Genomic DNA, 22,677 nt, shown 5'->3' with positions numbered 1-22,677 from the left:
TTCAACAAGCGATTGCTGTCAGCTCGGCGTATTCTTACTCAAAACAGCGGGCGCGCCCGTCTCTCGCAATGGTCGCAGCCCCATCCATAATGGACGCCGCACGCCGCGTTTGCGCCTTGCTCAACCCATTGGGCGAACGCCGCTTGGGGTTAGGAAGCACCATCGCCAACCGTGCTGCTTGGCTGGCTGACAGCACCTCGGGACCAACACCAAAATAATGACGCGAGGCCGCTTCTATTCCAAACACACCCTCGTCAAACTCGGCCACGTTCAAGTAAACCTCCAAAATGCGCCGTTTGCTCCAAGCCATTTCGATCACCGGCGTAATCCCGGTTTCCAATGCCTTCCGCACCCAACTGCGCCCCTGCCAAAGATACACGTTCTTCACCACCTGCTGACTGATCGTCGACGCACCGCGTCCCGCACCGTCTTCAATCGCCGCCCGGATCGCATTTACGTCAAAGCCCCAGTGATCGCAGAAATTCGCATCTTCGGCCGCGACAACGGCCCGCGACATCACGTCAGCCACGTCCTCGATCGGTACCCATTGGTGATCCAACCGCCCAAGTCGCGACTTCTCAGAATACATCGTCCAAGTGATCGGCGGGTTCACAACCGTGAAAATCAAGATGGCAAAGATAAACAGCGACACAGACCAAATCGCACCTCGAAACGCAATCCGACGTACGCGCCGCTTTTGCCGCGCGCGCCACGTTTCTTTTGGCGCTTTAGTCTTTTTCTTTGCGGTTTTCTTAGCCATCTACCGTGCCCTGCTCTGCCCAATTGGATAGTCCGAGCCACCCCGCGACGCAAGCATCGCAACACATTCCACATCCTGCAAGCCGCGCAAAAATCATGCAATTGCAGGCCCCAACACCGCTTATCTGCCTAAAATTCAGTCATGTAGCCCGAAGCACACAGTCCTCACAAACCGGTCTGGTTGCCTTGACGGAACGGGCAGCGGTAGGTCTCAATCTTAGCACTAGCAGAAGTAAAAGTAGGTTTGGACCGGGTTAAGCTACTAATATATCTCCATTTTAATTGGGTCCAGACATCACCACGCCAGCAAAAAGGCTGGCACTTACCTTCATAGGGGGAAGGCAAAAGATGGCTGATACTTCAATTGGGACACCAGAACAGCTCAGAGATCCAAACTTCACACCGGCCCTAAACCGCGCAATTCCACTGGGAATTCAGCACGTTTTAGCAATGTTCGTGTCAAACGTGACGCCGGCAATCATCATCGCAGGCGCTGCTGGATTTGGCTTTGGCTCAGACGCCGGGGCGCAGGGCTTCCCGGACATGACATACCTCATTCAGATGTCGATGCTCTTTGCGGGCATCGCCACGCTGTTTCAAACAATCGGCTTCGGCCCAGTTGGCGCACGCCTACCCATCGTCCAAGGCACCAGCTTTGCGTTTATTCCAATCATGGTGCCTCTCGTGGCCGGAAAAGGGGTAGAGGCACTACCCGCCCTCTTCGGCGGCGTGATCATCGGGGGGCTCTTCCACGCCCTAATCGCAACCTTCATCGGTAAAATCCGATTTGCCTTACCGCCACTCGTCACCGGACTTGTCGTCACGATGATCGGTCTCGCATTGGTCAAGGTCGGAATTCAATACGCAGCAGGCGGCGTTCCGGCGATCAACGCACCGGAATATGGCTCGCTCCTCAACTGGTCCGCAGCGCTCGTCGTGATCTTTGTCACGCTAGGTCTCAAATTCTATGCCAAGGGCATGCTCTCTGTTTCCGCCGTCGTGATCGGCATCTTGGTCGGATACGTCTACGCATTACTGATGGGCATGGTCACCTTTGATGGCATCGCAACCAGCTGGAGCCGCGCCGCAAGCTTTGCCTTCCCAACACCGTTTAAATACGGGTTCGAGATTAGCATCGCCGCAGTTGTGGGCTTCTGCCTAATGGCCTTCGTATCAGCCGTTGAAACCGTGGGCGATGTCTCTGGGGTGACAAAAGGCGGTGCAGGACGCGAGGCAACAGAGGCTGAAATCCAAGGCGCAACCTACGCAGACGGTCTCGGTTCAGCGGTTGCTGGCATCTTTGGCGGCTTTCCAAACACCTCGTTCAGCCAAAATGTCGGCCTGATCGCAATGACCGGCGTCATGAGCCGCCATGTGGTCACCATCGGTGCAATCTTCCTGATTATCTGTGGGCTGATCCCAAAAGTGGGCGCACTTATCCGCACCATTCCAATCGAGGTTCTGGGCGGCGGCGTCATCGTCATGTTCGGTATGGTGGTCGCGGCGGGTATTTCGATGCTGTCAGATGTGAATTGGAACCGCCGCAACATGGTGATCTTTGCCATATCGCTATCAGTCGGCCTTGGCCTGCAGCTTGATCCCAAAGCGGTTCAATATCTACCAGACACGCTGCGCGTCCTAATGACCAGCGGTCTACTTCCAGCAGCGACACTGGCAATCGTACTGAACCTGATCCTGCCCGAAGAACTGTCAGACGAATCCACCGACGAAGTGTCAGGTGGCCTATCTGGCAAAGGCGAAGGGTCACTTGGCAACTAAGACCTGCACACATCACCAAAAGCAAAAGCCCCGCAGTTTCCTGCGGGGCTTTTCTATGTCTTTATTCGCTTGGATCACTCAGCAGGGATCGCCGTGTTCTCTTCACTAAGTGGATGCGGCAAGTTGTTCAGCATCTCGGTAGAGCAAACCTGAACAAAGTTGGCCTTCTCAACATCCCAATGCTGCAGAATGTCCGCTGCTTTACGCGAGCCTGTTTCCGCCAAGTGACGCTCGATCAAACCTTTCAGCTGATCTTCCCAATGCGCCACGGTCACAGGGCAAGTCACCAGCGTCTCCATATTCATCAGTGGCACGCTTGTGCCCTCTGGATCGTATAGATACGCCATACCACCGGTCATACCCGCGCCAAAGTTGGCACCGATTTCACCCAAGATCACAGCAACACCACCGGTCATGTATTCACAACCACAGGCGCCACAACCTTCGATAACGACCTTCGCGCCAGAGTTCCGAACCGCAAAGCGTTCACCGGCACGGCCTGCTGCAAACAGGTAACCATCCGTCGCACCGTACAGAACTGTGTTACCAATGATCGTATTCTCTGCAGCCACCAACGGCGAGTTCATCGGAGGACGCACCACAACAGTACCGCCCGACAGACCCTTACCAACATAGTCGTTGGCATCGCCTGTCACTTCGATCTTTAGACCAGGCGCCGCAAAGGCACCTAGCGACTGACCAGCAGAACCAGAAAGCTTAACGGTCAGGTGATCTTCTTGCAGCGTGTTTCGCATGCCAAAGTTCTGAACGATGTGGCTCGAAGTACGTGTGCCCACAGTCCGGTGCGTGTTCTGCACCGCGTAAGACAATTGCATCTTTTCGCCGTCCTTCAGGAACCGCGCCGCATCGCGCACGATTTCAGCATCCAGCGTATCAGGCACAACATTGCGCTCTTTGTCACGGTTGTAGACGATCTCGGATGCGCCATCGACAGTGATCAACAGCGGGTTCAAATCCAGATCATCCAGATGCGCAGACCCACGTGAAACCTGAGCCAACAAATCAGCACGACCGATGATGTCATCCATCGAACGGGCACCGATTTCGGCCAGAATTTCACGCACTTCCTGTGCATAGAATGTGATCAGATTCACAACCTTATCCGCAGTCCCTGTGAATTTCGCACGCAGCGCGTCGTCCTGCGTACACACACCCACTGGGCAAGTGTTGGACTGACACTGGCGAACCATGATGCAGCCCATCGCGATCAGCGCCGCTGTCCCAATACCGTATTCCTCGGCACCCAGCATCGCTGCCATGACGATGTCACGACCAGTACGCAAACCACCATCGGTCCGCAAAGTCACACGCTCACGCAGGTTGTTCATCGATAGAACTTGATGCGCTTCGGTCAGGCCCATTTCCCATGGCAGACCCGCGTGCTTGATTGAAGTCGCCGGAGATGCGCCGGTGCCGCCGTTGTGACCTGAAATCAGGATCACATCCGCCTTTGCCTTCGCAACACCCGCCGCAATCGTACCCACGCCGGACGATGCCACCAGTTTCACGGTCACTTTCACAGTTGGGTTGATCTGTTTCAGATCGTAAATCAACTGCGCAAGGTCTTCGATCGAATAGATGTCATGATGCGGAGGAGGTGAAATCAATGTCACACCCTTGGTCGAGTGACGCAGACGTGCAATCAGGTCAGTAACCTTCATACCCGGCAGCTGACCACCCTCACCCGGCTTCGCGCCTTGGGCTACTTTGATTTCCAGCTCTTCACACTGGTTCAGATATTCCGCAGTCACACCAAAACGGCCGGACGCAACCTGCTTAATCTTCGCAGATGGGTTGTCGCCATTTGGCTCCGGTACAAAGTGCGCCGGATCTTCGCCGCCCTCACCAGAGTCAGACTTCGCACCAATCCGGTTCATCGCTACGTTCAGCAACTTATGCGCCTCAGGTGACAACGCACCCAAAGACATACCCGGAGTAACGAAACGCTTACGGATAGATGTGATCGATTCAACTTCTTCGATTGGAACCGCTTTACCCAAAGGCTTCACGTCCAACAAATCACGCAAATGGATCGGCGGGTTCGACTGCATCTTAGCCGAATACTGCTTCCACATCTCATAAGAGGCGCGGTTACACGCCGCCTGCATCATATGCATGGTCTGCGCTTCCCACGCGTGTGTCTCACCAGACTTACGCGCTTTGTAGAAGCCACCAACCGGCAACACTTTGCTATCCGCAAGGAAGCCTTTCGCATGTACTTCTTCGGCTTTGCGCTGAATACCGGAAACACCGATCCCAGAAATCCGCGAGGTCATACCAGGGAAGTACTCGGCACACATCGCACGCGACAGACCAACAGCTTCAAAGTTCAAACCACCACGATAAGACGAGATCACAGAAATCCCCATCTTCGCCATGATCTTCAACAGACCCGCGTCGATTGCCTCACGATACCGTGCAATCGCCGTTGTCAGATCAACGTCCAACAATCCGCGCTGAATACGATCTGCCAGTGAATCTTCTGCCAGATAGGCGTTCACAACAGTCGCACCCGCGCCAATCAGAACCGCAAAGTAATGCGGGTCAATACATTCAGCGGATTGCACGTTCAAAGAACAGAACGTCCGCAAACCTTTGCGTGTCAAATGGCTGTGCACAGCAGAGGTCGCCAAGATCATCGGCATCGCAACACGATCCGTACCTTGGTTCTTATCGCTCAGAACAATGTGACCTGCGCCCGAACGCACCGCATCTTCTGCCTCGGCCCGAATACGCTCAAGATTGTCACGCAACGCGCCAGCTTTAGCATCTACAGGGAAGGTACAGTCGATCCGAATAACCGTATCATCAAACGCTTCTAGCAGCGCTTCAAACTGGGCATTCCCAACAAATGGGCTGTCCAACATGATGATTTCGGTTTGCGACCCATCTTCGTCTAACACATTCTTCAAGTTTCCGAAACGCGTCTTCAACGACATCACGCGGTATTCGCGCAAACTGTCGATCGGAGGGTTCGTGACCTGAGAAAAGTTCTGACGGAAGAAGTGGCTCAATGGGCGATACTTATTGGACAGAACCGCACTCGGGGTATCATCCCCCATAGAGGCCAACGCTTCTTTCGCATCCTCTGCCATCGGTGCCAGAATTTGCTCAAGCTCTTCGATAGAATAGCCTGCCGCAATCTGACGTTGGCGCAAATCCGCACCAGTGAACAATGGCTTTTCAGTTACCTTGCTCAGCTCTGTGTCCAGATCACGGATTTTGCCAACCCAATCACCATACGGACGCGCGTTCGCCAATTTGTCTTTCAGCTCAGTGTCGCGGTACAGCTTGCCGTCAACCTTATCGACCGCAATCATCTGACCCGGACCAAGCGCGCCTTTTTCAACAACATTGGCTTCGTCGATTGGCACCATACCTGCCTCTGAGCCAGCGATCAGCAGACCGTCACCAGTTACGACATAGCGCATCGGGCGCAGGCCGTTCCGGTCAAGACCAGCACACACCCAGCGACCATCCGTCATCGCCAACGCGGCTGGGCCATCCCATGGTTCCATAACAGAGTTGCAATAGGAATACATGTCGATCCAGCTTTGCGGCAGTTCAACCGCTTGCTTGGACCAGCTTTCAGGAACCAGCATGGTTTTCGCCATAGGTGCCGAACGACCAGCACGCACGAATACCTCAAACACACCATCTAACGCAGCAGAGTCAGACGCACCGCTTGGAACGATTGGTTTGATGTCTTCGGCCAAGTCACCAAAGTAATCCGATGCCATGCGGATTTCGTGGGACTTCATCCAGTTAACGTTACCCTTCAGCGTGTTGATCTCGCCGTTATGCGCAAGCATGCGGAACGGCTGCGCCAACCACCACTGCGGGAAGGTGTTTGTGGAATACCGCTGGTGATAAATCGCGAATGTGGATTCAAACCGCTCGTCCATTAGGTCTGGGTAGAACACCGCAACCTGCTCGGCCAACATCATGCCTTTGTAGATGATCGAACGACAAGACAGCGACGCCAGATACAATCCACCAATGCCAGCTTTTTGAGCCGCTTTTTCAATGCGGCGACGGATCACATAAAGCTCACGCTCAAATGTGTCTTCGTCCACACCTTTGGAATTCGAGATCAGGATTTGCTCAATCTCAGGACGGGTCGCGTTTGCCTTCTCACCTAGGCAGGTGATGTCGACAGGCACGTGACGCCAACCGTAGATGAAATAACCCATCCGCAGAATTTCTGTTTCGATGATGGTCCGGCATTTTTCCTGCGCACCAAAATCAGTACGCGGCAGGAACACCTGACCAACAGCAACCAATTCGTCTTTGCGCGGCTCGTGGCCTGTGCGCTTAATCTGGTCATAGAAAAACGGAACAGGAATATCCACGTGGATACCCGCGCCGTCGCCAGTCTTACCATCCGCGTCAACCGCGCCACGGTGCCAAATTGCTTTCAGCGCGTCGATACCCGCCTCAACAACTTTGCGGCTCTTCTTGCCGTCCACGGCAACCACAAGGCCAACACCGCAAGAGGAGTGCTCTTCGGATTCGTTATACAGACCATTCTCGGCCATGTACTGACGCTTGGCTTCTTCTGAGCGTACCCAGTTTTCATCGTATTTTGTCATGTCTTAACCCTTCCCTAACTCGGTAGGTCAATCTTGATGCCCGTCTCAAAGAGGTCCGCTGTTGCGATGTGACCGAACTTTGTTTCAAGCGAATTGTACGTTTGAGGCCGTGAAACGTACGTTTCGTACGTTTCACGGATGCGATTTATTCAGCAGCGATGCCTTTTACGGTTTCAAACCGTTTCAGGATTGCCTCGGCGCAGTCACGACCATCACGGATCGCCCAAACAACCAAAGACGCGCCCCGCACGATGTCACCCACCGCGTAAACGCCATCTAGATCCGTCGCGCCCGTTGTGAATTCTGCTTTCACAGTACCCCAACGTGTTACGGCTAAATCCTTTTGATTCCAAAGAGTTGGCAGGTCTTCTGGCTCAAAGCCCAGCGCCTTGATGACCAGATCCGCCTCTTCGACGTAGTCCGCGCCCTCAATCACTTCTGGGGATTGGCGACCAGATGCATCTGGTTGACCCAAACGCATTTTCTGAACCATCACGCCATTCACAGCATCACCGGTAAAGCCCTTAGGTGCCGCAAGCCATTCAAAAATAACGCCTTCTTCCTCAGCGTTCTGCGTTTCACGCTGCGAACCCGGCATATTTGCGCGGTCACGGCGATACAGACATTTGACGCTCTCAGCACCCTGACGGATCGCGGTACGAACACAGTCCATAGCCGTATCACCACCACCAATCACAACGACCTTCTTGCCTTTGGCATTCAGCTCGCCGCTTTCGATTTCTGGAACGGTGTCACCAAAGCTGAGGCGGTTGGAGGCAGACAGATAATCTAGCGCTTTTACAATACCTTGTGCGCCAGAACCTGGGCCCTGAAGATCGCGAGACTTGTAAACACCTGTCGCGATAATCACAGCGTCATGCGCTTTGCGGATCTCGTCAAACGTGATGTCTTTGCCAACTTCAATGTTCAACTTGAAGGTCACGCCGCCCTGCACAAGCTGCTCGTGGCGACGCATCACAACGTCTTTTTCCAGCTTAAAGCCCGGAATACCATAAGTCAGCAAGCCGCCAGAACGATCATAGCGATCATAAACGGTCACCTGAACACCCGCACGACGCAGGAAGTCAGCTGCCGCTAGACCACCAGGGCCGGCACCAATAATCCCAACAGATTCAGCACGTTCCACAGATGGAGACGCTGGTTTCACCCAACCGTTTTCCCATGCTGTATCGGTAATGTATTTCTCGACAGACCCAATGGTCACAGTGCCATGGCCGGATTGCTCAATAACGCAGTTACCTTCGCACAGACGGTCCTGCGGGCAAATACGGCCACAGATTTCAGGGAACGTGTTTGTTGCTTGGCTTACTTCATAAGCCTCTTCCAAACGCCCCGTCGCCGTCAGGCGCAGCCAATCTGGGATGTTGTTATGTAGAGGACAATGAGATTGGCAATACGGAACACCGCACTGCGAACAACGGCTCGCCTGCTCTTCAGCCTTCGCAGTCGCGTAGGCGGCATAAATCTCATTGTAGTCTTTATTGCGTTCATCAGCGGCACGTTTTGCGGGCATATCCCGTTCAACGTCTACAAATTTCAGCATTGGTTGCTTCGCCACAGCGGCTGCCTCCTGCAATTCCTCGGTCTGGCCTGTGTAAACAAAGCGCACGGTGGATAAAAGTCAGAACTGGTGACCTATTTTCACTTTTTTTATGGGATTTCCATTCGGGAGCGTAAATTTCTTAATTTTTTATGACCGAATCGGACTTAAATGCGCTCTACCAATATTTTCCACCTGTATTATACGGAGATTCGGTAATCTTTGGATTTTTGAATGGCACTTTATCACCTGATTCTATTAGCGGTTATCCAAGGGATCACCGAATTTCTTCCGGTTTCTTCATCCGGACATCTTATCTTGCTTCCAAACGCGTTGGGTACCGCAGACCAAGGGCAATTTCTTGACGTCTCGGTACATGTCGGCACTTTAGGCGCAGTCATTCTTTATTTCTGGACAGACGTTAAAACTGCCATATTAGGCGTTCCTGCATTGCTAACAGGTCAACTGTCCCACCCCGGCGCAAAGCTGGCATTATTGCTTATCATCGCAACAATTCCAGTAATGGCCGTTGGATTGATACTTGCAAAGACCGGCCTAGACGACATGATGCGGTCCATCGCGGTGATCGGCTGGGCCATGCTAGGCTTTGGCATCTTGCTCTGGTTTATGGATCGGCGTGAGCGCTCGGAAAAAGCATCCCGGGATTGGAACCTAAAAGACGCGATCATTCTAGGCCTATGGCAGGCAGTTGCTCTAATTCCCGGCACGTCTCGCAGCGGGATCACGATCACGGGCGCTAGAAGCCTAGGGTACGACCGTGAAAGCAGTGCACGCCTCGCCATGCTGATGAGCATCCCAACGATTATCGCCAGTGGCGGATACTTGTTGATGGATACCGGCTTTGACCTGACAGCTCAGGAACTAAAGGATGCAGCAATTGCGGCATTCCTTGCGTTTTTATCCGCGCTCTTAGCGCTGAAGCTGATGATGAAGCTTTTGCAATCCGTTAGCTTTACACCCTATGTGATCTATCGCGTGATCCTTGGGCTTATCTTGCTGGTCATTGCGTACACATAAAAAAACGGGCCGCTAGGCCCGCTCATTTATTCAGTAAACTTAAGCTTCAAGATTCTTAGCTGAATCTTTGATTGCATCGTATTGGCCCGATGGACGGAACCGCCACAAATAGTCAGGCAGTACTGTGCTGGCAGGGGTCGCAACGATACCAAGGTCAGCCAAAGTTTTCGCATCTTCTGCAACGACGTTATCCGACTTTAGCAACTTAACTTGGTCGCGTGTTAGCACCGTGTTGGAAAACAGGCCAAGCGTAAGCGACTGCAGCATATCAAAAGCAAAACCCATAATTCCACCGACAAAGAACGGCAGATTAATGACCAGCTTGCGGCGGTGAATAACGGAAAGCATATCGCCGATCAGGCCTGATAGCGTTTCAACATCAGGGCCACCAAGCTCGTAAGTACCAGTCGCATTACCCAGAATGCCCTGCACTGCCGCTTGAGCTACGTCATCCACATACACCGGTTGGAATTTCGTATTGCCGCCAACCAATGGCAAAATTGGACCAAGCTTTGTCATAGAGGCGAAGCTGTTAAAGAAGTCATCCTCTGGGCCAAAAACAACGGATGGGCGCAGGATCATCGCGTTTGGCATATGTTCTAGAACACCCACCTCGCCCAGCGCTTTGGATTGCGCGTATTCACTTGCAGATGCTTCACTCGCGCCAATTGCAGAGAGATGCACCATGGTGGTGATGCCTGCAGCTGCAGCTAAACGCGCGATACGTTCAGCACCTTCATGCTGCACGGCATCGAATTTGTTTTTACCGCTTTCGGCCAAGATGCCCACGCAATTAACCACAGCATCTGCACCGTCCATGGCTTGTGCCACGGATGCGTCATCGCGGATGTTACACAGCACCGGCTCTACCTGTCCAACCGCACCATAAGGTTTGACGTGCATTGCCTCGTTCGGGCGACGCACAGCGACGCGCACACGCCAGCCCTCTTTGGCCATTCGGCGCGCAATGTAGCGCCCGACAAAGCCAGAGCCGCCATAAATGGTAACAAGTTTCGACATGGGAGGCCTCCGCAATCTGAAATCTAATCTTGAAATACCTGCGAGGGAGCCAAGGAACAAGCATCAAAACAGGCTAATTCATCAGAATTCGATTAGATTTGGGGAACATCAGAGACTTGATTAGATAATCCCTGTAACACGGCGCGCTTTGTTCTTTAGGATTAGTCCCTTTGGATTCCGCTAAGAAATTCTGTTTTTCACACTCTTTCAAACACTTAACATTCTCAAAGCAGCTGAGATTGTCACAGTTAGTAGAATGGCTAAAAACTTCAAAAACTGCGTTGACTCCTTGAGTGCATAGCTCTAAATCCCGCTTCACGACATCTGTGCCCAGATGGCGGAATGGTAGACGCGCTAGCTTCAGGTGCTAGTGTCCGCAAGGACGTGGAGGTTCGAGTCCTCTTCTGGGCACCACTTTGCCAACACTTTTAGAATCCATTTCAAGCAAGCGCTTGATGCGTTTCAGCTTTAGAAGACGTCTGCGCGTCGTGGCGGTTGTGCTCCGGCACGTGCGACGGAAAAGGCTGCGCATTTCGCTGCATGCCCGAGGGCTTTGGAGAGCTGCGCATCAGTCAGTTCGCTCAGCTTAGATTTGTCCAACATATCTTCGTAGTGCATAGCGGTTAGGAAACCACCGTTGAACGTATCCCCGGCACCAACCGTATCCACAACTTTGACTTTCTCAGACGCCACAAAAACCGGATTTTTGCCTTGGCGGTATGCCGTAGCGCCCTTGGCACCCTCTGTGAACAGCACAACTTTCGAGCCACTATTTAATAACTCTTGAATAGCTGCGTCGATGTTTGGCGCATCTGGGTATAGCCATTCCAAATCTTCGTCCGAGGTTTTTACGATGTCTGTCAAAGCGAGCATTTTGGTCAAGCGTGCACGATAGACGGACTCATCTTTGATGAATGCCGGTCGAATATTTGGGTCCATCATCACAACGCGGCCCTCAGCGTTGTGTAGTAACAGATCAGCATAACTGTCCGCCGCTGGTTCGCTGATAAGGCTGATACCGCCGAAAAATAGGGCGGTTACTTCAGCAGGGATCGTCGGTAGCTGACAGGACTCGATCATTCTGCCCGCAGTATTCTCGTCATAAAAGTTGTAGGAAACAACACCGTCAGTCACATCCACAAAGGCAAGCGTGGTGGGGCGATCGCTTTGGACAGCCCAATCAAGTCCGACGTTGCTATCGGCTAAATGATCCTGGATCAGGCGGCCAAACTGGTCATGCGATATTCCGGTGACAAACTGAACCGGCACATCCTGCCGACCCAAAGCAACTGCAGTGTTCATCACGGCACCGCCTGGAGCAGGTCGCAACATAGAGACGCCATCGACTTCGGATGGCAGCATATCAATCAGGCATTCACCGGCACACAGGATCATATCAACCTCGTCTTGTAGCCACTTGTTGTCGTCCGAACCCATAACGTAAGCCGGGAACTTGTCTTCTTCAATTTTCGAAAAGCAGCCGATCTTAGCAAAATGCCCAACTGTTAACGCTAACACTTTTGTCGTTTTGCATTTTCGTTTGCAAGAGGCAATCCGGTTTGCGCCGCAAATTCACTAGCAAAGGTCTGCATCGCCACCCCCAGCTTCAAGGTTAACCACTCATAGCTGGAGTAAAAGCACATATTACCTTAAGCACGGCGTATGAAAGTTCTTTTGATCCATTCAGGTGGCACGATTGGGATGATCCAAACGGCCGAAGGTTTTGCACCGAAACTCGGCGTCGTTGAGGATGCCCTTAAGCACATTCAAAATTCCGGGTCGTTTGAAGGCTCCGCGGATGTGCATATCCTTGAACCACTGATCGACAGCGCAAATGCTGGGCCAGAAGATTGGTCGCGCATCTCCACAGTGATCGCTGATGCACATGACGCCTACGATGGATTTGTCATAACCCACGGCACAGACACACTGGCCTATACTGCCGCCGCCCTGTGCTTCGCGCTGGAAGGGTTAGATAAACCCGTCATCGTTACAGGATCAATGTTGCCGTTGACTGTCCCCGGAAATGATGGGGAGCGGAACCTGCTAGACGCATTGCGTGCCGCGACAACTGCACAAGTTGGCGTTTGGGTGCAATTTGCGGGGCAACGATTGCATGGTGCTCGGACACGTAAATCGCATTCAACCGATTTCGATGCTTTTCGATCAGAACCAACGCATACACCGCCAATCCAGTCTGGACCGGTTCTTGTTAATCATATTTTCAAACCTGTCAAAGTCGCCATTCTGGCGATGGCGCCCGGTCTGGTGACCGACATATTCCAGTACGCTGCTGAACAGTGCGATGGGTTGATATTGCGCTGCTACGGATCAGGTACCGCGCCGGAAAGCACTAACCTTGATAGAGCTTTGAAAACGGCCAAAGCGCGGGGCATCCCTGTGCTTGCCGTAAGCCAATGCCCCGAGGGCGGTATGGCCTTTGGAACTTATGCGGCCGGATCTATCTTGCGCGACAATGCTGTCATTGATGGGCGCGATATGACGGTTGAGGCGGCCTACGCCAAAATGCTGCATGCCCTATCGGTTGATGGTGATCCACACAAACGTCTGGGACGGTCTCTATGTGGCGAGTTCACAGCCACATAGATTGGAGATTACAGCCCAATACGATGCAAATGGCCTGCAATTTTTCGGTAAACGATTGGCGGCAAAATATCCTGAATTTTTTCCCGCCGCGCAACCTGCCGATCCTCTTGGTCGCCGCTACCTGGGCGTGGCTTGAACAGGGTCGTATGCTCTTTGCGGGTGCCGTCCCATGTTGCAGTGTAGTAGTACAGCGCGATTGATTGGCGTGGTTCACCGTTAGGATGGTTCACAGGTTCTGGGTTGCCGTGGAAGGTATCAGAGCCAGTCGAGAAGCAGACCATTCGGTTGTAGGTCGGCACAAAGCTTGCCATTTTCTGGGTCATCTGCTTGTCCCAAATTTCAAAATTTCCGCCCCATTCAGCTTGCCAATCGTGGTTTAGGTAAATGAGCACATTCAAGCGTCGCTCTACCCGCATAACGGAATGCACATTGAAATCAGCGTGAATATCTAAGTGGCCGCCATTCTGAGTTTTGTGGATGCCTGCACCAAAGAAATACGGATCCGGAATAAGCCCCTGAATGCCAGTCATGCTTTCCAAGAATGCAATGAACGAACGCGAGTTAAACGCGTAAAACAGGTTCTTAGTGTATTCAGGAAGACGTTCTGGAATGTAGGATGACTTCAGATTCTCTTGAGGTCGGCTGAAATCAGACTCAGGTTCCGGAAGCTGCTTCAGATCCTCAATGACCCGATCAATTGCTTCGGTTGGCAGGAAGTTATCAATGCAAATGTGGTTATACGGTTCGCCCGATTGATATGTTTCTGCGTGAGTTGCCCCTAGAGACTTAGCAGCAGCCGTTTTGATTAATAGGCTGTTAGGATCAATTGGGTAGGCGGCATTCGTCATGATACAAACTCTCTCAAAGGATTGAGAAAACTCTACCACGAGTTCGCGGCCGTTACGAAACTTTCGTTGAATCGCGCATTAAGTTCTCACGCAACGAGAACAATCTGCAAAAACAGAATGAAATGTTTAACCATGGGCGAACAATCGACTGCCACCCATGGCTAATTCCTACTTTGCAGCGTCTGCCAGCTCTTCGGCTTCTTGTTCAGATTCAATTATCTCAACAACATCCACCTCATCGACGTCCGTCTCTTCAGATGCGTCTTCTAAAGCGCCAACAATAAGCGGCAGCATTTCCACACCCGAAGAATTCACGGCCTCAGATGCAGGCGGCGTTGTCCAAGAAAGCGTATCGAAGCTTTGACAGTTTTCGCAAACAGGTGTCCATTCCGCGTGAATGTTATGGCAGCTTTCACAGACCCATTGCGGGCCGCGGGACGCGGTGAGCGCGCGGGCGAGCCAGCCTTTGACGACGGCATCACTTGCACCTTCTCCCCGCTCGATCGCAGCCATGATGGTCAGCGAACGTGCTGTTGGATCAACCTCCCAGAGATCACCCAATGCGCGGCGTGCGGCAGGGAAATCTTCGGCGGCAATATTCAATTCTGCCATCAACATTTTGGTTTCGGCATGATCCGGTGTGGCCTTAACCAGATTTGCAAATCGCTTACTGCGTTCCGCTGCATTTTCATCCGGTGCAATTGCGGCAAACGCTGCGGCTAAATCTGGATGCGGCTGAGCGTCCCACGCTTTTTTCAAAACGCGCGTCGCATAACGAGGTTTGCCCTGTTCAACATATCCCTGAGCCGCCAAAACGGCTGCCGGAATAAGGTCAGGAGACAAACGGTTCGCTTCAATCGACGCTTCGCGCATTTCAATTGTGGAATCATCAGCTGCCAAGTCCTTGGCTTCGGACAGCGCAAGAACCGCGTCGCGACGTTTGTGCACGTCACGTGGCAGAGCGCCATGCTTTAGCTTTGCATTCAACGTCTCACGCGCACCGGTCCAGTCTTTTTTCCCGGCTTGCAATTTCAGCAACACATCCTGCGTTTCAACATGCTTTGGCTTCAACGCAAATGCAGTCTGCGCAAGCTTTAGTGCGGTGTCGGTTTTGCCGTCCACCAGCTTTTGCTTCATCAAGCCGCGCACACCAACGAACCGCGTGGTGTCGTCTTGCAGTAAGCGTTTATAAACTTCTTCTGCTTTTCGACGATCACCAGATACTTCGGCAGCCTGCGCAATAACCAGATTGGTTAGCTCAGGCTTACGCAATAACCGCTCGGCTTTGCGCGCTTTATCCATTGCTGTCCGCCCCTCGCCGGAGGCCAAAGCCATCATGCCTTCGGTCAGCGCTTGGTATCCGCGACGTTCACGGTTGCGGTCAAAATAGCGGCTGATCGCAGTCTCGTCGCCATTCAGGAACTTCAGAACGGCAACTGCCAGCGACACAAGCTTCAATGCGACCCACAGAATGACAACCAATGCCACCAGCGAGATAGCGGACACTAAAGGCGTCAAAGTGTATTCCACTCCAGAGACGGTGATCATCACGCCACCGTCGCTTTCCATCAAATAGCCTGCCCCAAGGGTCAGTGCTGCGATGGCAACAACGAAAATCAGAATTTTAGTTAAAGACCAGAGCATCAGCAGACCCTTAGTTCGAGTTCAATTGTTGAGACAGCACTTCACCTGCCGAAAACGCAGCCTGACGTTTTTCAGCCTGCGCAACCCAACCAGCAACACCTTCTTTTGAAGCGTCAGGTAAAGTCGCCAATTCGGCCAGAACATCAGTAACTCGACCACTGCGCAGCGCGTCTTCGGCGCGGCTTAGGATCGCATCTGCATCATTGCCATCCTGTGCCGTCACAGATCGCGCACCCAGTTGGGCTTTTAGGAAAGAGGACAGGCGGTTGCCCTCTTCGACTTCGGTCAGACGTGCGGTTGCCAAAGCGGTACGCGCGGCTACCGGGAAACTGTCTTGCAGATTGGCCAATGTCGGAATGCCGCTATCAGCAAATGCCTCGAGCGCTTCTGGTGCAGGCACACCTGTCGCCGACGAAAAATCAGTCAAAGCCGCTCTATAGCCAGCGCCACTGTCCAATGCGGATAATACGCGTGATAGCGCAGCACGTGCCAAGGCTTGCTGTGCCGTCAACTTTGCGTTTTCCTCCATCGACGCCGCTTCGTTGCGTTGCGCCGTGACAGTTGCCTTCAGTTCTTCCAACTCACGCTCATATGCTTCGATGGCCGAGGACGGCAGGCTTTGTGTAATTGGGTTCTTTTCTAATGCAGTGATGCGACCGTCGATTTTCACCACGGCCTGAGATGCATCATCAATACGCGCGTTCACCGCGGCAACCGCTTGGCTAAGGCCCTCAACAGACCCAATCAAAGTGGTATTAGATGTTTCTACAGCTGCGGCGCGTTCAGATACTTGTGATTGGGCACTTAGCAATTCGTCGATTTTAGCTGACTGCGCCTGCAAGGCGGCTTCAAGCTGGATGATCGCATCGTCTTTTTGGACCATCAATGGGCCAACGTATTGAGACACACCAAATCCCAATGCTGCAGCAACAACCCCGCCAAGCACAACAGGTACAAAACCCGTTTTTTTCACAGGGGCTGCGGATGGAACTGGATCGCTTGGCGTTTCTACGGCTGCGATTTCTTCTTCGACAACCTCTGCTTCAGCAGAATCGTCCTCAGACACGTCTTCAACCTCTACGACATCATCACTTGGCTCAGTGGCCTCTACCGGTTCTTCTAACGCGTCAGCGTCGCCGTCTACATCGGTGGTTTCAGGAATATCCACAGCGTTTTCTGTCGTATCTTCGATAATTTCCGCATCAACGATGTCTTCCGCCTGAGTCGGCGTCGCATCCGTGTCTTGATCGGTCGACGTGTCGGTTTTGTCTGCCTTCGCCACGGTCTACCACCCTTTCGAATCCAAATTAACAAGCGTGTCTGCTAAAATATGCAGCCACGCCACAAGTCACAATGCGTCACGCTGCATCTATTAAAATCTGAATGCCCTCTAACATGGCATCCGCTGTCGGCCTAGAAGCAATCAAAAGATGATCTAACGTCATATCCTTTAATTCATTCGCCACTACGTCACTCATTGCTATTACCAGAAGCGGCGCGGTTACATGTGCCACCTGAACAAAATGCCGTGCAGTCCGAGGTGAAAACAAGGGGAGGATCACTGGGTTTTCCCCAACTAATACCTGTTTTCCCTGATCTGACATCTTTTGCACATTTTGTTGGTATAGAACCGTTTCTTTGCAAGGAATGCCATATTCTGTAAGGCGTTGCGCTAGTTTGCCGCGGCTGTGTTCTCCGCGAATATGCATCAATGGGCCAGCTGGCTTATCAGCGCAAATTTTTTCAAACAACGCCTCTGCGTCCCCGCCCGCAGAGATGGCTTTCCAGCCCGCATCACGCGCGACCTGAGCCGTTCGATCTCCGACACACCACGCAGGTAGGTCTTGCACTGGCGTAAGCTCAACCGCCTGTCGAGAGGAGAAAACCACTCCAGTACAACCGTTAAGATCGACTGTGGCGCCTGTCTTGTGTATTTCCAACAGCGGAGAGATCACCACTTCTCCACCAAAGTCAGCGGCGTATAAGCTATGCGCAAATGCTCTTGCCTGCGCCAAAGGGCGGGTCAAGAGTACGGTTGGCAAAGGCTTTGGCATGGACTGCCCCATTGTTTACAGCGCCTTACGGTGTTACCTGCCCATAAAGGACGGCGCAATGGTATTGGGTATGAGCGAAACGCTTACAATCTTGGGTTTGGAAAGCAGCTGTGACGATACAGCGGCCGCCATCGTGCGTAAATCCACGGGTACAGCGCCTGAAATATTATCCTCCGTCGTGCATGGTCAGAATGATCTACATGCTGCATTCGGAGGCGTAGTGCCCGAGATCGCAGCACGCGCACATGCTGAAAAACTTGATATTTCCGTCGAAGAGGCATTGGCCGAAAGTGGCATCAAGCTTTCAGAAATTGATGCAATTGCGGTGACAGCGGGACCTGGCCTAATCGGCGGCGTGTTGTCAGGCGTGATGTGCGCCAAAGGATTGGCCGCTGGCCTTGGGATACCGCTTGTAGGTGTGAACCACTTGGCTGGCCACGCCTTGACACCGCGTCTTACGGACCAAGTAGCCTACCCCTACCTCATGCTTTTGGTCAGTGGCGGACACTGCCAGTTTTTGATTGCCAGAGGCCCAGACGAATTCACGCGGCTTGGCGGCACCATTGATGATGCACCCGGTGAAGCCTTTGACAAGACTGCCCGTCTGCTTGGATTACCCCAACCTGGCGGCCCTTCTGTTGAAACAGTCGCTCGATCAGGGGACCCCAAGCGATTTGCCTTTCCGCGCCCACTCATGGACAGACCCGGATGTGATCTATCGTTCTCTGGCCTTAAGACAGCTTTACTGCGCGCTCGTGATGCTATCATTGCCGAGAAAGGCGGGTTAACGGAACAAGATCGCGCTGATCTTTGCGCATCCTTTCAAGAAGCCGTTGTTGATGTTTTGCGAAAGAAAACAGAGCGCGCACTGAAAGAGTATTTGGCGTTGAGCCCCGATAATCCTGTCCTCGCAGTTGCTGGTGGTGTTGCCGCAAACTCAGCAATTCGAGCTGGGTTAGAGACTGTATGCGCTAAGTATCAGACGCAGTTTACAGCCCCGCCGCTGAAACTATGTACCGATAATGCGGCCATGATCGCCTATGCTGGGCTTGAGCGTTTCCAAGCTGGCCACCAAGATGACATGCACCTCGCAGCAAGACCTCGCTGGCCCTTGGATAAGCGCGCACCGGCAATGCTTGGCAGCGGCAAGAAGGGGGCAAAAGCATGACAATTGGTATTCTAGGCGCTGGTGCATTCGGCACCTCTTTGGCGATCTCTATGGCCCTAGGCAAAACGCCTGTAACGCTGTGGTCAAGAAATGCTGATGCCGCATTGGACATGCAGAAACATCGCGAAAATTCCGCGCGGCTGCCCGGTGTTCCATTTCCTAAGCTTTTAAATTGCACATCTGAATTGGACGACATTCACACAGACATTGTGCTGCTGGCAGTACCAACACAAACGCTACGCAGTGTTCTAAAGTCAGCTCCTAATCTCGCTGGAAAAATGCTGGTCGCATGCTGCAAGGGGATTGAGCTTTCAACAGGCCTCAGCCCCACTTCGGTTATCGCAGAAGTCCACCCAACTGCGATCCCTGCAATATTAACGGGGCCCAGTTTTGCTGCAGACATCGCAAGAGGGTTACCAACTGCGCTCACTCTAGCCTGCGCTGATCGCGCAACCGGCGAAGTGTTGCAGCAAACCTTAAAAGCGCCGAACCTTCGTATATACCGCACTGTCGATACGATCGGTGCCGAACTTGGCGGCGCGCTTAAAAACGTCATTGCTATCGCTTGCGGCGCAGCCATCGGCGCGGGACTTGGCGAAAGTGCACGTGCCTCAGTCATGACCCGCGGTTTCACCGAAATGAACCGAATGGCGCTCGCACTTGGTGCGCGTCCAGACACGCTTGCGGGGCTTTCTGGATTTGGTGACCTGACGCTTACCTGCACATCAGAACAATCCCGCAACTATCGCTTCGGGCAGTCCCTTGGCCGCGAAGATGATTTTGACCCGCTCGTTACGGTCGAAGGCGCGGCCACAGCACGCGCCACTTTGGATCGTACGAACGCCCTAAATATTGAAATGCCGATCACCCAAGCCGTTGTAGGATTGCTTGACGGCAAACTGAAGGTGCGCGAGGCTATGGGCCAACTATTAGCTCGCCCCCCCAAAGAGGAATAAACATGCGTTTTGCATTAATTGCCAAAGATAAACCCGGCTCCCTAGAGGTCCGTAAAGCTAATCGCGACGCCCATGTTGCGTATTTAAAATCCTCGGACGCCGTCGAAATGGCAGGCCCATTTTTAGACGATGCGGGTGAAATGTGCGGATCTATGATTGTTCTAAACCTGCCTGACATGGCTGCCGCAGAAGCGTGGGCCGCCGCGGATCCTTATAAAGCCGCAGACCTGTTTTCCAGCGTAGAGATCACAGCTTGGAACAAGGTTCTGGGCTGATGCGGTATTGGCTGTTCAAATCTGAGCCCGACACTTGGAGCTGGCAGAACCAGTTGGATAAGGCTGAATTCGGCGAAGAATGGGATGGCGTACGAAACTATCAAGCGCGGAACTTTATGCGCGAGATGAAAGTTGGCGATCAGGGCTTTTTCTATCACTCTCAAAAAGAAAAAGCCGTGGTCGGCATCGTCGAAGTCATTGCAGAGGCACATCCTGATTCATCTACAGATGATCCACGGTGGGAATGCGTTGACATCAAAGCAATCGCTACGGTTCCCAACCCGGTCACTTTAGATACGATCAAAGCGGACCCACAGCTTGCAGAAATGGTTCTAGTTCGAAACTCTAGGCTCTCTGTTCAGCCTGTTTCAGAAGATGAATGGAATCTCATAACCGCTATGGGTGGTATAAATTCCTAGCCAACACCCCTAGGTTTGGTCATATTCTAGATCACCTCAGTGTGGACAGGAGTGGGATATGGAATTCATTAACATTATCGCGGCAGCAATTGCTGCTTATGCCTTTGGCGCGGTTTGGTACATGACACTGGCAAAACCATGGATGGCCGCCGCAGGCGTCGAAGTTGGCGAAGACGGTCGACCAGCCAATTCAACAGACAAAATGCCCTACATCGTTTCGATCATCTGTTTGATCATTGTTGCTGGCATGATGCGCCATGTTTTCTCATTGGCGGATATTAACACCGTTGGAAAAGGCTTGGTTTCTGGCCTTGGTATCGGTCTATTCCTAGCAACACCGTGGATCGCAACGAACTACACCTTTGCAGGAAAGCCGCGGACATTGATCATCATAGATGGCGGATATGCGACGATCGGATGTACGGTGATTGGGATCGTTCTGACGTTGTTCTGAACTACGTAATATTCACGAATTGGGCTGGGCAAATTGCCCGGCCCTTTTGATTCCATGCACAATTCAACCTATTGCAAACGGGGATTCCAGTTAGGACATTTCAGCCAGAACCCCCGTTACCCCACGTGCTCCCTACTCACCACACGTGTATTCCAATAGGTCCCGGCCATCCTGGCCTGTTGCTCAACAAATACGTGAAATAGCGGCGCCTCGCAAATTGCAAGTGCCGACAATACGTTTCAGATTTTGTATGATTTTGATGGGTTGGCTCACCCGCCTTCGGATGAGCCGAATTCAATTAGCCGTAAATCGACTCTTTGTTGAAATGCTTGGTCAGCATGTAATAGACAACCGCACGGTATTTGTTGCGCTCTGAACGGCCATAGGTTTCGATTACTGAATTAATGGCTTCCATCAAAGCCGGGCTATCTGACAATCCCAATTTCTTAATAAGGAAATTATTTTTTACGGTTTCCAACTCATCTGGTTGGGTTGCCGCAACAGTAGACGCATCCGCATTATAGATCGCTGGGCCGCACCCAATCGTCACTTTGGTCAACAAATCCATATCTGGCGTCATGCCACATTTGTTGCGAAGATCGTCTGCATACACTGCGATTAAGTCGTCGCGTTTTCCCATTATCACTCTCCCAGTCACTATTTACGAGGGAACACCCCTCTATGTAGCGAAACTGTAGGGCGAAAATTCACGATCACAAAGGAAAAGATTCCCGAGTTTTTCCCCGGAAATCTATTTTGTTCGGCACGTTTATGCTTGTTTAGAACTTGTAACCCAAACGAACGGCAATGCTAGTGCTACCGACATCCGCGTTGGTCGCACCGACGTTTTGAAACTCGCTGTACTGAAGTTCGCCACCCAGAAATACCTGATCCGTCAGGCCGTACTCATAGCCAACCCCTACCAAGTAGCCGTTGTCCGTACCACCGGTGCTCGCTGATGCTCTCGCCAGACCAATAGTACCATAGAGCAGGCCACCACCAATCTCTTGGCCATAACGCGCCTTAAGCTGGATCGTGTCGTTCAATACTGTGCCGTTGGACGCGGTTAGGTCAGAATCTCGAAACACAAGTTCACCGCCAATTACACCAGCCCCTAGATTGGCGTCATAGCCAACGAAAGCGCCATATAGTTCGTCGTCACCAGTAGCATTCGATGACCCATCTTGAAGACCTAGTTCAAGACCGAACCGTAAACCATCAACGCTTTGCGCAGATGCAGCCATAGGTGTCGCAACAACCGCAGCTGCTGCAATCGCATAGATAATCTTCATTTGAATTTCCTTTCACGTATTCCCTTGGCCACAAAGCCCTGCGCTCAGATGGCTCCTTCTTCATCAAGTGGAAAACGTGCGACCGAATTCAAGAAACACCCCGTTTGCATCGGCGGCGTTTAGCCCACGAGGCAAAACCTCGCCGAAAAAAAGGCCCCAGCAATGCCGGAGCCCTAAAATGTGATTTGCA

General features: G+C 52.4%; 19 protein-coding genes and 1 tRNA gene. 9 read left to right on the top strand and 11 right to left on the bottom strand.

Annotated features, from left to right (window positions below; translation table 11 throughout):
- Positions 1-34 precede the first annotated feature (34 nt).
- Positions 35-760, bottom strand: a complete 726-nt coding sequence (gene mtgA / locus Q4544_RS09375; protein ID WP_303505624.1) for a monofunctional biosynthetic peptidoglycan transglycosylase — start codon at positions 758-760, stop codon at positions 35-37.
- 347 nt (positions 761-1,107) lie between these two features.
- Between mtgA and Q4544_RS09370 the strand changes: the two genes are divergently transcribed.
- The gene (locus tag Q4544_RS09370) at positions 1,108-2,538 is read left to right on the top strand and encodes a uracil-xanthine permease family protein (RefSeq protein WP_303505623.1); all 1,431 of its coding nucleotides are present in this window, start codon (positions 1,108-1,110) and stop codon (positions 2,536-2,538) included.
- Between the two features lie 74 nt (positions 2,539-2,612).
- On the opposite strand, the gene gltB is transcribed toward Q4544_RS09370, so the two are convergent.
- A complete protein-coding gene (gene gltB, locus Q4544_RS09365; protein ID WP_303505622.1) occupies positions 2,613-7,151 on the bottom strand; it encodes a glutamate synthase large subunit in 4,539 nt (1,512 codons plus the stop codon).
- A gap of 145 nt (positions 7,152-7,296) precedes the next feature.
- Positions 7,297-8,730 (bottom strand): NAD(P)-dependent oxidoreductase, encoded by a 1,434-nt coding sequence (locus tag Q4544_RS09360; protein ID WP_303505620.1) that lies wholly within the window; start codon positions 8,728-8,730, stop codon positions 7,297-7,299.
- A 216-nt stretch (positions 8,731-8,946) separates the two neighbouring features.
- Here Q4544_RS09360 and Q4544_RS09355 point away from each other — a divergent pair, with 216 nt between their 5' ends.
- Positions 8,947-9,750 (top strand): undecaprenyl-diphosphate phosphatase, encoded by an 804-nt coding sequence (locus Q4544_RS09355; protein ID WP_303505619.1) that lies wholly within the window; start codon positions 8,947-8,949, stop codon positions 9,748-9,750.
- Positions 9,751-9,789: 39 nt separating this feature from the next.
- Here the strand turns inward: Q4544_RS09355 and Q4544_RS09350 are convergent, their stop codons facing one another.
- Positions 9,790-10,770: a complex I NDUFA9 subunit family protein gene (locus Q4544_RS09350; RefSeq protein WP_303505618.1), complete on the bottom strand. Its 981-nt coding sequence runs from the start codon at positions 10,768-10,770 to the stop codon at positions 9,790-9,792.
- A gap of 328 nt (positions 10,771-11,098) precedes the next feature.
- On the opposite strand from Q4544_RS09350, the gene Q4544_RS09345 reads away from it, so the two are divergent.
- Positions 11,099-11,184, top strand: a tRNA-Leu gene (locus Q4544_RS09345).
- A 54-nt stretch (positions 11,185-11,238) separates the two neighbouring features.
- Here the strand turns inward: Q4544_RS09345 and Q4544_RS09340 are convergent.
- Positions 11,239-12,207, bottom strand: coding sequence for a carbohydrate kinase (locus tag Q4544_RS09340; RefSeq protein ID WP_368411263.1), 969 nt, complete (start codon positions 12,205-12,207; stop codon positions 11,239-11,241).
- A gap of 225 nt (positions 12,208-12,432) precedes the next feature.
- Here Q4544_RS09340 and Q4544_RS09335 point away from each other — a divergent pair, with 225 nt between their 5' ends.
- Positions 12,433-13,377 carry an asparaginase gene (locus tag Q4544_RS09335; RefSeq protein ID WP_303505616.1) on the top strand — a complete coding sequence of 315 codons (945 nt, stop codon included), beginning with the start codon at positions 12,433-12,435 and terminating at the stop codon, positions 13,375-13,377.
- Positions 13,378-13,385: 8 nt separating this feature from the next.
- On the opposite strand, the gene Q4544_RS09330 is transcribed toward Q4544_RS09335, so the two are convergent.
- The 4 genes from Q4544_RS09330 to Q4544_RS09315 form a co-directional block, all read right to left on the bottom strand.
- Positions 13,386-14,225, bottom strand: coding sequence for a 2OG-Fe(II) oxygenase (locus Q4544_RS09330; RefSeq protein WP_303505614.1), 840 nt, complete (start codon positions 14,223-14,225; stop codon positions 13,386-13,388).
- Positions 14,226-14,393: 168 nt separating this feature from the next.
- Entirely contained in the window at positions 14,394-15,869 is a 1,476-nt protein-coding gene (locus Q4544_RS09325) for a heme biosynthesis protein HemY (protein WP_303505612.1), read from the bottom strand.
- A 10-nt stretch (positions 15,870-15,879) separates the two neighbouring features.
- Complete coding sequence (locus tag Q4544_RS09320; RefSeq protein ID WP_303505609.1) at positions 15,880-17,151, bottom strand: COG4223 family protein; 1,272 nt, start codon at positions 17,149-17,151, stop codon at positions 15,880-15,882.
- Between the two features lie 76 nt (positions 17,152-17,227).
- Positions 17,228-17,923: a uroporphyrinogen-III synthase gene (locus Q4544_RS09315; RefSeq protein ID WP_303505607.1), complete on the bottom strand. Its 696-nt coding sequence runs from the start codon at positions 17,921-17,923 to the stop codon at positions 17,228-17,230.
- A 70-nt stretch (positions 17,924-17,993) separates the two neighbouring features.
- Between Q4544_RS09315 and tsaD the strand changes: the two genes are divergently transcribed.
- The 5 genes from tsaD to Q4544_RS09290 are packed head-to-tail and all read left to right on the top strand — an operon-like array spanning position 17,994 to position 21,195.
- Complete coding sequence (tsaD, locus tag Q4544_RS09310; protein WP_303505605.1) at positions 17,994-19,091, top strand: tRNA (adenosine(37)-N6)-threonylcarbamoyltransferase complex transferase subunit TsaD; 1,098 nt, start codon at positions 17,994-17,996, stop codon at positions 19,089-19,091.
- Complete coding sequence (locus Q4544_RS09305; RefSeq protein ID WP_303505603.1) at positions 19,088-20,047, top strand: NAD(P)H-dependent glycerol-3-phosphate dehydrogenase; 960 nt, start codon at positions 19,088-19,090, stop codon at positions 20,045-20,047. Before tsaD ends, Q4544_RS09305 begins: the two co-directional genes overlap by 4 nt.
- A gap of 2 nt (positions 20,048-20,049) precedes the next feature.
- Positions 20,050-20,322 (top strand): YciI family protein, encoded by a 273-nt coding sequence (locus Q4544_RS09300; protein ID WP_303505601.1) that lies wholly within the window; start codon positions 20,050-20,052, stop codon positions 20,320-20,322.
- A complete protein-coding gene (locus tag Q4544_RS09295; protein WP_303505737.1) occupies positions 20,322-20,741 on the top strand; it encodes an EVE domain-containing protein in 420 nt (139 codons plus the stop codon). The genes Q4544_RS09300 and Q4544_RS09295 overlap by 1 nt, the downstream gene beginning before the upstream one ends.
- Positions 20,742-20,799: 58 nt before the next feature.
- A complete protein-coding gene (locus tag Q4544_RS09290) occupies positions 20,800-21,195 on the top strand; it encodes a DUF1761 domain-containing protein (protein WP_303505599.1) in 396 nt (131 codons plus the stop codon).
- A 298-nt stretch (positions 21,196-21,493) separates the two neighbouring features.
- Here Q4544_RS09290 and Q4544_RS09285 read toward each other — a convergent pair whose 3' ends face one another.
- Together Q4544_RS09285 and Q4544_RS09280 are read right to left on the bottom strand one after the other, a co-directional pair.
- Positions 21,494-21,835, bottom strand: a complete 342-nt coding sequence (locus tag Q4544_RS09285) for a DUF2853 family protein (protein ID WP_303505598.1) — start codon at positions 21,833-21,835, stop codon at positions 21,494-21,496.
- A 139-nt stretch (positions 21,836-21,974) separates the two neighbouring features.
- Positions 21,975-22,487 (bottom strand): outer membrane protein, encoded by a 513-nt coding sequence (locus Q4544_RS09280; protein WP_303505596.1) that lies wholly within the window; start codon positions 22,485-22,487, stop codon positions 21,975-21,977.
- Between the last annotated feature and the right edge of the window lie 190 nt (positions 22,488-22,677).

The sequence above is a fragment of the Cognatishimia sp. 1_MG-2023 genome (assembly GCF_030548175.1).
Taxonomy (GTDB): Bacteria; Pseudomonadota; Alphaproteobacteria; order Rhodobacterales; family Rhodobacteraceae; genus Cognatishimia.
This window is presented reverse-complemented; position numbering and strand designations above follow the sequence as displayed.